9 protein-coding genes are annotated in these 11,223 nt (G+C 55.2%); 5 read left to right on the top strand and 4 right to left on the bottom strand.

Annotated features, from left to right (window positions below):
- The first annotated feature begins 249 nt into the window (after nt 1–249).
- From B2R17_RS21790 to B2R17_RS21770, 5 genes are all read left to right on the top strand, one after another.
- Nucleotides 250–2,088 (top strand): PQQ-binding-like beta-propeller repeat protein, encoded by a 1,839-nt coding sequence (locus B2R17_RS21790; protein ID WP_286765652.1) that lies wholly within the window; start codon nt 250–252, stop codon nt 2,086–2,088.
- 117 nt (nt 2,089–2,205) lie between these two features.
- Nucleotides 2,206–2,511, top strand: a complete 306-nt coding sequence (locus B2R17_RS21785) for a hypothetical protein (protein ID WP_236615896.1) — start codon at nt 2,206–2,208, stop codon at nt 2,509–2,511.
- Nucleotides 2,512–2,584: 73 nt separating this feature from the next.
- The gene (locus B2R17_RS21780) at nt 2,585–3,415 is read left to right on the top strand and encodes a CvfB family protein (protein ID WP_286765651.1); all 831 of its coding nucleotides are present in this window, start codon (nt 2,585–2,587) and stop codon (nt 3,413–3,415) included.
- A 243-nt stretch (nt 3,416–3,658) separates the two neighbouring features.
- Nucleotides 3,659–6,223 carry a PSD1 and planctomycete cytochrome C domain-containing protein gene (locus B2R17_RS21775; RefSeq protein WP_286765650.1) on the top strand — a complete coding sequence of 855 codons (2,565 nt, stop codon included), beginning with the start codon at nt 3,659–3,661 and terminating at the stop codon, nt 6,221–6,223.
- A gap of 51 nt (nt 6,224–6,274) precedes the next feature.
- Nucleotides 6,275–7,681 (top strand): DUF1501 domain-containing protein, encoded by a 1,407-nt coding sequence (locus B2R17_RS21770; protein WP_286765649.1) that lies wholly within the window; start codon nt 6,275–6,277, stop codon nt 7,679–7,681.
- Nucleotides 7,682–7,747: 66 nt separating this feature from the next.
- On the opposite strand, the gene B2R17_RS21765 is transcribed toward B2R17_RS21770, so the two are convergent.
- From B2R17_RS21765 to B2R17_RS21750, 4 genes are all read right to left on the bottom strand, one after another.
- Nucleotides 7,748–8,221, bottom strand: coding sequence for a thioredoxin family protein (locus B2R17_RS21765; protein ID WP_286765648.1), 474 nt, complete (start codon nt 8,219–8,221; stop codon nt 7,748–7,750).
- A 568-nt stretch (nt 8,222–8,789) separates the two neighbouring features.
- On the bottom strand, nt 8,790–9,512 hold the full coding sequence (locus tag B2R17_RS21760) for a CPBP family intramembrane glutamic endopeptidase (protein ID WP_286765647.1): 723 nt from the start codon (nt 9,510–9,512) through the stop codon (nt 8,790–8,792).
- 133 nt (nt 9,513–9,645) lie between these two features.
- On the bottom strand, nt 9,646–11,034 hold the full coding sequence (locus B2R17_RS21755; RefSeq protein WP_286765646.1) for a serine/threonine protein kinase: 1,389 nt from the start codon (nt 11,032–11,034) through the stop codon (nt 9,646–9,648).
- Between the two features lie 4 nt (nt 11,035–11,038).
- A partial coding sequence (locus B2R17_RS21750; protein WP_286765645.1) for a hypothetical protein occupies nt 11,039–11,223 on the bottom strand: 185 nt, incomplete at its 5' end.

Raw genomic sequence — 11,223 nt, 5'->3', positions numbered from 1 at the left:
CAGGAGGGTGATTTCAACCTGGCGAGCACGGCACTTCAAAACTCCACGACCTCTCTGGTAGGAAGGTTCAGCAAAGTGAGGGAAGGTGAAACGGCGACTCACCAAAGCAATCTCTGCACCCAATGCACCCAACCATTCGAAATCCCCTTCATAGCATCGGAAACAGCTCTTTGGCTGGTTGTTTCGCCCCGTTTGTGCTACCAAAGCAATCGCCAAACATCGATTCAACGACCAACCGAAAGAGCCGTTATGAGCGACACTGAAACTGAGTCCAACGAGGAAGCAACACCCGAAAACTCGGCGGCCGAGTCTTCGATCAGCGATGGTGCATCGGGTGGATTGAAACCGTTGCGAGTCTGGCCTGCGGTCGTGCTGTTGTTGCTGATGGCGATCGCTCGGTTTGGGCCGGGGATGGTTGAAGACGCGCCGATCATGTTGCTAATGGTGTCGGTGATTGGGCCAGTGATCTTGGGCGGGTTGATCTTGCTCTGGTGGCTGACGTTCAGTCGTGCCTCCATGAAAGAACGGCTGGTTGGATTCTTCGGTGCTTTGTTGATCGCCGGCGGGTGCATCTGTTCGCTAGACGAGACAATGATCGGTCCTGGCATCATGATTGTTGCCGTTCCATTCGGGACCGCAGCCTTTGGCATTGGTGCGGTGCTGTTGAGCGGATGGCTGTCCTTTCAACGGACGATCATCGTCTTGTTATTAACACTCTGCGGATTTGGTTACGCGACTCTGCTGCGCAATGAAGGAATGTGGGGTAACTTTGCGTTGGATCTGCATTGGCGCTGGGAACCAACTGCGGAAGAACTGATGTTGGCTGATCGATCGGATTCGCCATCCGCCAGTGATGTCATGAGCTCCACGGACGAAGTTGATGAATGGCTTGGCAACCCGCAGTGGCCTCACTTTCGCGGTCCTGGCGGAGTGAGCCAGCAAAGCGGACCGGCGATTGCGACAGATTGGTCATCAAAGAAACCGGAATTGGTTTGGAAGGTTCCCGTGGGGCCTGGATGGTCATCGTTTGCCGTTGCTGGAAACCTGCTCTTCACCCAAGAACAACGTGGTGAGAAGGAAACCGTTGTTTGCTACACGGCAGACGAGGGCAAAGAGGTCTGGGCTCAGGAAATCGAATCGCGATTTTTTGATCCGCTCGGAGGTCCCGGACCCCGAGCAACTCCGACCCTTTCCGGCGGAAGCGTTTTCGCTCAAGGTGCAAGCGGACAGCTGCAACGGTTGGATGCGAAGAGTGGCAAAAAGATCTGGGAAGTGGATTTGCGAGAAGTGGCTGACCGTGAGCCTCCGATGTGGGGCTTCTCCTCATCTCCGTTGGTGATTGGCTCGGTCGTGGTCGTTCATGCGGGAGGCGACGGCGACAAGGGAACGCTCGCGTTTGATATCGAGTCCGGTGATTTGAAATGGTCAGCCCCGGCCGGCGATCATTCCTACAGCTCCCCACAGTTGTTGACGCTTTCGGACGAAAAGTACGTGGCGATGTTCACCAACGCGGGGATGAATGTCTTGGATCCGGCAACCGGCGAATCGCGTTGCGACTACGAGTGGAAGCTGGATGGATACAGCGCCGTGCAACCACAAGTGTTCTCGGGCGATTTGGTTGTTTTGGCCAGCCAAGAGGAAACGCGGTGCTTCAAGTTGACTTCGACCGAAAGCGGATTTGAGGTCGAGGAACGCTGGTCATCGCGAAAGTTAAAGCCCGACTTCAACGACTTTGTGATTCATGACGGTCACGCCTACGGTTTTGACGCAGAAATCTTCACCTGCATCGACTTGGAATCCGGCAAACGCAATTGGAAACGTGGGCGATACGGCAAAGGCCAAGTTTTGATGCTGGCCGAATCGGGTGTGTTGCTGGTGGTTGGTGAGCGGGGCGAGATCGTTTTGCTGGAGGCGAACCCGTCTGAGCACCAAGAATTGTCGACGTTTCAAGCCATTGAGGGCAAAACGTGGAATCACCCGGTGGTCATCGGCGACCGATTGTATGTCCGCAATTCGCAGGAAGCGGCTTGCTATCAATTGCCAATGGAAGCGGAACCAGAGGTCTTGGCCAGCAAGCTTTCGAGGTGATTTGGGACGCCCAATCGGAGTTGCGGTTGTCACTTCGCCGATTTCCGGCCTCGTATCGAACGGAAGGCGGTTCGGATACAGTTCAGGTTCAATCAACCGCAAGTGGCCGAGGAAAGCATGGCAAAAGTCGATCAACCAGCCCCGAAGAAAGATGAGCCGGAGTCGCTTGCCGACCACTCGGCGACGATCAAGTCGCAGATACTTGAGAAAATTGGCAGACCTCCGCGACTGCACCGCGTGGAAGTGTGTCGGCATCACAACGGCAATTACCGGGTCAATGTTTGGGAAGAGCTGGAACCCATCGGAGAGTTCTCTCTCTCAAAACGGATCCACATCGGTGCGTCCTATTACCTGAAGGTCGCTGATTCAGGCGAGATCCTTCATAGCAATCCTCCGCTGAAGAAACGCAAAAACTCGAAGTGATTTCGGTCCCCGGCGGACGGGATCGCGATCGATCGACAAAGCTGCTGCTGATTGAGTTGCTGGAACACCAAACATGATGATCGAAATCGGCGGCACTTATGATTTAGAAGTGGTCAAGCAGACCGACTTCGGCGTGTTTCTGGATGCTGGAGACTTGGGTGAGATCCTGCTGCCCAAAAAGCACACCCCGGATGGCTTGAGCCCCGGCGACATTGTCGAAGTCTTTCTCTACACCGACTCCGACGACCGCCCCATCGCGACCACGCAAGTTCCCAAAGGCGAGGTTGGCGAATTCGCGTATTTGGAAGTCAAAGAAAACACGCCGTTGGGCGCGTTCTTGGACTGGGGATTGGACAAAGACGTGCTGGTGCCGTTTGCTGAGCAACATCGGCCGATGGTCGTGGGAAAGTCCTACATCGTCTTTCTGTACCTGGATAACCAAGATCGAATCACGGCCACGTCCAAGATTGACAAGTACGTGAGCAGCGATCCTGAACACGGTTTCTACGCGCAGCAGGCGGTCGAATTGATCATCGCGAATAGCACCGAAATGGGATACAAGGCGATCATCGACCAGAGCCACTGGGGATTGCTTTACAATGACGACGTGGACGAGCGAATCAGTTTCGGCCAAACCATCCAAGGATATGTCAAACACGTCCGCGTTGATGGCAAGATTGATCTGAGCCTAAAGAGCGGCCAGCAAATTCGTGATCATTACAGCCAGATCATCGAAGACTATCTGCGAGACCACGGCGGATTTGCACCCGTTCACGATAAGTCGCCATCGGAGCAGATTTCGGACTTGTTTGGCATGAGCAAAAAGCAATTCAAAAAGGCGATCGGTGGCTTGTACAAGCAAAAGGTTATCACGATCGAGAAAGACGGCATCCGATTGGTTTGACCGCCGGATCTATATTAGGATGACTCCGCGTCCAAATCGGGATGTTTAATCAAACGTTCGGTGCGGTGATGAGTGCGATGAGTCATCCGGCTCTGATTACGTTTGTGGTTGCATGCGAGCGGATTGACACTCGGAATGATATCGACGAAGCGGGATTGGGGACCTTCGTAATGTGGGACCAGTTCGAATCGGAAAATTCAGGGGCCGATTGTGCCAGAGACGCCAATTTCTAGGAGACGGCCAATGCATCCGATTCACTTGCGAACTTCGTCTTTGATCTCTCTTGCCGGTGGGCAATCGCATCGCGGCGTATCGACCGTTGGCCTGATCTCGCACATCGCAATTTTGACGGTCGTGCTGGCAATAGTGGTCGGTTCCGTTGCTGCTCAGGCGGACGATGAGCTTGAACAACTCGGCGCAGTAGAGCCCACATCGGAATCGCTGGATTTCTTTGAATCCAAGATTCGCCCCTTGCTGATCGACCACTGCTACGAGTGTCATGGTGAGGACTCGCAGGAATCCGAACTTCGCGTTGACACGTTGGCGGGAATGCTGACCGGTGGATTGGCGGGGGCATCCGTCGTTCCAGGGAAACCAACGAGCAGCTTGTTGGTCACTGCCGTCCGCTATCACGACAACGATCTGAAGATGCCGCCGGACGAGAAGTTGTCAGACATTCAAATTGCGGACGTTATCCGGTGGGTTGAGATGGGAGCACCCCATCCCGACTCAAACACGGTCGGACCAATTGTTCCGCGGAACGAGGTGGACTTGGAAGAAGGTCGCAAGCACTGGGCGTTCCAGCCGCCTGTGAAAGCGACTCCGCCGATCGGTGACGCATCAATGGATGTTCCAAACCCGATCGATGCATTTGTACTGACCAAATTGCATGCCGAAGGCCTGAGTCCCAACCCGCCCGCCGACAAACGGACGCTTCTCCGCCGAGTCACGTTTGACTTGACCGGTTTGCCGCCGACACCTGAGGAGATCAATGCCTTTCTGTCCGATCATTCGGGCAACGCATTCGCGAAAGTGGTCGATCGTTTGCTCGCTTCTCCTCACTACGGTGAACGTTGGGCACGCCATTGGTTGGACGTCGCTCGCTATGCCGATTCGAACGGGCTGGATGAGAATGTGGTCCATGGGAACGCGTGGCGTTACCGTGACTACGTCGTGCGATCACTGAACGATGACAAACGCTACGACGAATTCGTCGTCGAGCAATTGGCGGGTGATCTGCTGGATTCGGGCAGCGACGTTGATCTTCTTCACGAGCGTTTGATCGCAACCGGCTTCCTCGTTTTGGGGCCAAAGGTTCTGGCGGAAAAGGACCAAGCCAAGATGGAGATGGACATCATCGATGAACAGATCGATACCGTCGGTCGCAGTCTGATGGGGCTCACGCTCGGGTGTGCCCGCTGTCACACGCATAAGTTTGATCCAATCAGTCACCACGACTACTACGGACTGGCGGGGATCTTTCAAAGCACTCAAACGATGGACAGCTACGAGACGGTCGCGGAATGGCATGAGAATACGATTGAGACACCTGACCAGGCGGAGAAACTGAAGCAGCATCAACAAAGGATCGCCGATCAAGAAGAGTTGATCGTAAAAGAGATTGCGGACGCCAAGTCAAAGTTGGAACCGGCACCCGATGCCGCGGCCAAACTGGATGAGATTGAGAAGCGATTTCCGGATGAAACTCAGACGGAGCTTGCCACACTTCGTGAAGATCTCGATCGTTTGAAAAAGGAAACGCCGGAGTTACCAACTGCGATGGGCGTTGTCGATGGCGATATCGCAGACACCGCCGTCCATCTTCGCGGCAGTCACCTGACCCTCGGCGACGTGGTTCCTCGCCGCGTGCCTGAGGTTTTGGCTCTCGATGATCAACCGGTGATTCCAGCCGACCAAAGCGGTCGACTCGAGTTTGCTCGTTGGTTAACCGATGGGCGTCATCCGCTCACCGCCCGCGTGATGGTCAACCGTTTGTGGCGTGGCCACTTTGGCAGAGGTTTGGTTCCGACTGTCGACAACTTTGGATTGAAGGGCAGCCCACCAACGCATCCAGAATTGTTGGATTGGTTGGCGATTCGATTTGTCGAGGAAGGTTGGTCGATCAAGGCGATGCACCGGATGATCGTGCTTTCGCAAACCTATCAACAAAGTAGCGACTTTGACGCGTCCAACGCGGAACGGGATCCGGGCAACCAGTTGTATTGGCGATTCAGCGTGCGACGGCTGGAAGCTGAAGCAATTCGCGATGCTTTGTTGGCTGTCAGTGGTCAACTCGACCGGACCACCGGCGGCAACATCATGCAGTACAAAAATCGTGAGTATGTGTTCAACCACACGTCGCAAGACAAATCAAAGTACGATTCGAATCGACGTTCGATCTACGTGCCAGTGATCCGCAATCACTTGTACGACATGTTCCAGTTGTTCGACTACACCGACGCGAGTGTTCTGAACGGCGATCGAAATACCAGCACGATCGCGCCGCAGGCATTGTTCCTGATGAACTCTGAGATGGTGTCTGAGCTGACGTTTGCGATGGCAGATCGTTTGCTGAATGATGACGCCGACTCCGCGCAACGCATTCAACGTTTGTACTTGGAAGCTTACGGACGGCCAGCTAGCGATGCGGAGATATCCGACGGCGTCCGGTTCCTCTCACGATTCGAGACGATTCTGCGAGAAAACAATGTTGATTCCCTTAGCAGCGAGTCCAGTCCGGAACGCTCCGCTTGGCAAACGTTTTGCCAAGCCGTGGTGTCGTCCAGCGAATTTGTCTATCTGCGTTAGAAACTTCGTTCATCCAATGAAGTCCCGCCTCCTTCAATCCCACCTGTGCTGATGCAGTTCTCACGACGACGGTTCTTGCAAAACACCGCGGCGGGATTTGGATCGCTCGCGTTGGCATCGCTGCTTGCGGACGAGGCTCGAGGGGCCAGCGGCAGTGCCGCGTCGCTTTTGACGACGCCACATTTCCCGCCAAAGGCGAAACGCGTGATCTTTCTGTTCATGAAAGGTGGCCCGTCGCACATGGACACATTCGACCACAAGCCTCAGTTGCAGAAGGACGATGGCAAGCCGTTGCCGTTTGAAAAGCCTCGTGTCCAATTTGCTCCGACCAGCAATCTGTTGGCGTCACCTTGGAAGTTCAAGCAATACGGCGAGAGCGGGATCGCGGTCAGTGAATTGTTCCCCCATGTCGCAGAGTGCGTCGACGATTTGTGCATTATCAATTCGCTGCACGGCACTAACCCGGCTCATGGCGGCGCGAGCATGAAGCTGCACACGGGCAGCGACGTGTTTGTGCGTCCCAGCATGGGTTCGTGGGTCACGTATGGTTTGGGCACCGAGAACCAGAACTTGCCCGGATTCATCACCATCTGTCCGACATTAGCACACGGCGGGACGAAAAATTGGGGCTCGGCGTTTCTGCCCGCCAGCGTTTCCGGGACTCCGATTGGCAACGCCAGTCAATCATCTGATCAAGCCCGTGTGAAGTACGTCGAGAACGCTCGTCTGTCGCTGGATGCCCAACGTATGCAGCTGGATTTGACTCAATCCATGAATCGAGGTTTCTTGGAAACGACCGGCCCGGATTCCGACCTGGAAGCTCGTATCCAGTCGTTTGAACTAGCGTTTCGAATGCAAACCGAAATGCCGGAGGCGTTGGACTTGGAAGCCGAGACAGAGGCGACACACAAACTTTACGGCATCGACAACGAAACCACGGCGGACTTCGGACGCCAGTGCTTGATGGCACGCCGATTTGCCGAACGTGGCGTGCGGTTTGTCCAGGTCACGCACAGCAACACGGAAGTGCAGTGGGACCAGCATGGAAATCTACGCAAAGGACATGCACAAAATGCGGCCGAGGTCGACTTGCCGATCGCGGGGTTGCTGAAAGATTTGAAGACGCGTGGTTTGCTAGACGACACGCTGGTGTTGTGGGGCGGCGAGTTCGGACGCACACCGACGTGCCAGGGATCCGGACAGGACGGACGCGATCACAACCCAGAAGGTTTCACGATGTGGATGGCTGGGGCTGGATTGAAAACCGGAATCCAGTACGGTGCGACGGACGAGTACGGCTACTACGCGGTCGAGAACAAAGTGCATCTGCATGATCTCCACGCCACGATGTTGCATCTGTTAGGACTCGATCATGAGCGACTGACGTATCGTCACGCTGGCCGCGATTTCCGCCTGACCGATGTCGCCGGGAAAGTGGTCCACGACATATTCGCTTAGACGAGGGGGCCGTACGCCTGACGCTGCGAATCGTTGTTGGCAACGCACCGCTTGCCGGTCTCAAGCCTACGACTTGTGCGGCAGCGTTTCGTTTTCGGAGTTGGTTTTTGCCGCGAAGGGATTGGTGTGAACGTCGCCGACGACGCCATTCATCGCCCCGATCCAACTGCGAATTTGATCTTCCGTTTGAAAGCCGACGTGATCGCCAAGCTTTTCGCCATCGCGAAAGAGCATCATTCGTGGGATGCCAGTGATCTTGAACTTGCGAGCGAGATCTTGATTGCCGCAGAGACTGATGGAATGGATCTCCAAACCCTCTGGAGGATCGGCTTTGAGTGCTTTGAGTTCCTCATCCAAGCGATTGCAGGGACCGCACGAGTACGACCCGAACTTAACCAAAACCAAATTGTCCTGGTCGACCAACCGGTCAAACGACTCTTCGCTGTATGTGCCCGTGATCTCCGACATGCTACATCCGCCCAGTCCAAAGATCGCGATGGAAAGCAGCAAACCAAATCGAGTTGGAGAAGAGGAAGCCATCGGCGGGTAATTTCGTGTGAGCTGAGAGAGGAGCGTTCACCGCACGGTTGCGGGAACAGTGATCACGGTCCTTTGGCAAACACTTGGTCACAAAACGCGTCGTGTCAAACGCTTTGGCTGAGAAGCTGATTTCACATCCACGACTGCAATCGGGCATCTTCTGGTGCCAGTCAGAGTAGAACAGTTGTCCCCAACTGTTCCGTCGGTAAGGGGGCGATTGCAAATTGCAAAATGGACATTGCAAATTGGCAATTGCAGGTCGGTGAAACTGGTGACTTGCCAAGCCGGAAACACTTTGCGATTTGCAATGAACAATTTGCACTTTGCAATCCACTCACGACGGTCCCACCGGGACGATGTTGCTGCATCTCGTCCGCGATTGGTTTCGAGGCTTGCACCTCGCGCCAAGTACGTGGGCTCCTCCGGAGTCATTTGTCCAAGGTCGCTCTGGATGAGGCCTTCTGAATGATGCGGTGTTAATCGGTTGCATCATTCCAATGTGCATCTATCGAGACTTCATCGCGAAGATGGTCTGCGGTACAACCCGAGGCCGCTCGGGTTCGCGGGTTTAGCTGGGTAGTAGGCCGAAGGCTGCGGCTAGGAAGGCGGGGCCGTTGAACATGGCGTGGATTAGGATTGCGACGGTTGTGTTCTGAGTGCGGTCGAAGATGAAGGGCAGGATCAGCATCAGAGGCAACGAGAGGACCAGTGTTGAAACGCCAAATGGGATGTGGAAGGCGAGCCATAGCAATCCAATCGCCAACCAACTGTGTCGCATCGCGAGGCGTGACTGCACATAGCCTCGCCATAGCAACTCTTCGCCGACGATGTTCAGCACAAACATGGGTGCCCAAAGCAAAAGCAGCAGACGGTCTCCACCTTCCAGCGGCGACATGTCGATGCACCAGGGTTCTGTTTCAACCGGCGGCAAGAAACCAAGCCGAGCTAGGATGTTCCAGGCCGCGAGTATCAAACCAGTTCCAGCCAGCACTGCGAAGATTCCGCCAACTGCATGGATGCAGTCTGTCCTGCTCATTGGGCGTACGCGAAGCGATTCCATGATTTTCGCAAAGGTGTTGGCTCCTTCTCGATAGGCTTGCCACACCGCGTAGGTGACCATGGGAGGGAACAGTAGGAACCCGATCAGATACCAATGCGTTGCCGGGTGCAGTCCCGGTTGGGCTCTCAATGCTGGAAGCACCCAACCTAGGAGCAGCACGAGGTAGAAGGTCGCCGCCGAAAAGATCGCGGCTGCATTCACGATCGTCAGAGAAGTACGTTGGCAGTTCATTAAGTAGCATCCAAGCAGATTGCATGCCTTTGTCTTCCGTCACCATTGGCTGTTTCAATGATGGACACGCTGACCATGTACAACCCGATCATCGCTCAAGCGACTAATGGGGCTTGTGACGGTTCGTTTCTTCTCAGAACAACACACCGCGAGCGGTGAGGTATCCGAACAGAAAACCGATCGCCGTGAAGACGAGGATGCTGACCAACCAGGTTGGACTCGATATTCCGGTCGCCTGCGAAGCAGCGGAGACGGGGTTTTCCGGCGGTGGGTCTCGAGGAGGTGGCGGTGGAGTGACAACAGAGCTGGTGCTTGACGTGGATGAGTCAGGGGCGGATGCGGCAAAACCAACATTGTCCCAGCTCATTTCGTCGAGCATCGATTCGCCGAACGAGTCTTCCGGGCTAGGGATGCCAGCGGCGGGGATTGCTACCGGTTGCATTCCTTCGCCGATTTGGATGGATCCCGAGTCGTTTGTGTCAGCATCCATTGTTGCCCACGGACTCAGACGCATCACGACTTCCGCAGCGGTGGTGATTCGCCGAGAGACTTCCTTTTCCATCATGTCCGCGATTGTGTCGACAAACGCTTCGCTGAGTTCCGGTGCGTGTTGAGTCGGCTTGAGCGGCATCTCGTTCAAATGTCGTCGGCATTTCGATTTGGAATCGCCACCAGGAAATGGCACTGAGCCTGTGCAGGCGTAGTACAGCGTGCAACCGAGCGAATAAATATCGCTGGGCGGTCCGACTTGGTCTGGTGTTCGAATTTGTTCGGGCGATAAGTAGTCCGCGGTTCCAACCACCATGCCAGCCCGAGGATCATCATCCGGTCCGAATGACAAAGCCGCCAAACCGACGTCGGATACTTTGGCGTGACCGTCGGGAGTGACCATGATGTTGGCTGGTTTCACATCGCGATGGACCAAACCGGATTCATGAGCGTAGGCCAGCCCCGCGGCGGCTTGAGCGATGATCGAGGCGGCTTGTTGCATCGACAGGCGACCGTGCTCGCGAACCAATCGTCGCAGATCGGTTCCCGGGACATACTCGGTGACCAAGTAGTGAACCTTGCCGTCCTTGCCCGCGTCAAAGGCTCGCACCAAATAGGGACTGTCGAGGTTCGACTGAAGCCGAATCTCGCGAGCAAAGCTTTCCAGGCTCAGCGGGTCGGACTTTTGTAGCGGCAGAACTTTGATTGCACATTGTCGGCCCATGATCTTGTGCACGCCACCAAAGACCTGCCCCATGCCGCCTTGGCCGAGGAACTCGGTGATGACGTAGTTGCCCAATGTCAGCTTGGTTCGACCTGCGCGGATTTGTTGAGATTGGTAAGACGTCAAGATTCGGTCGCGAACCAACACCTTGGACATTTCTTCGCAGACCAACTCGGGGTTCAAGCGATCTTCGCTGGCGAGGTTTTGTTTCACCTCTTTGGCGGCGCGTTCCCACTGCTCCGCCTTGAGCAAATCAGATCTCAAGGCGGCTTCTCGAAAAACGGCGACGGGGGAAAGCGTCTCGGTCATCAGCTCACTTCGTGGTATCGAACACAACGCACAAGTGAGTCACACCGTGACCCGATGATGCCCATTCGATCCGGTCGTCTTCGCATTTGACTTCGCCGTCGATCGATGCGGCATCGATGGATTGCATTGACACCGCGGGTGGATGGACTGCATCGCTGTGGTCTTCCCCGAGCGGACGTGACAGGGGCG

The sequence above is a fragment of the Rhodopirellula sp. UBA1907 genome (genome assembly GCF_002337565.1).
GTDB classification, from domain to species: Bacteria; Planctomycetota; Planctomycetia; order Pirellulales; family Pirellulaceae; genus Rhodopirellula; species Rhodopirellula europaea.
This window is presented reverse-complemented; position numbering and strand designations above follow the sequence as displayed.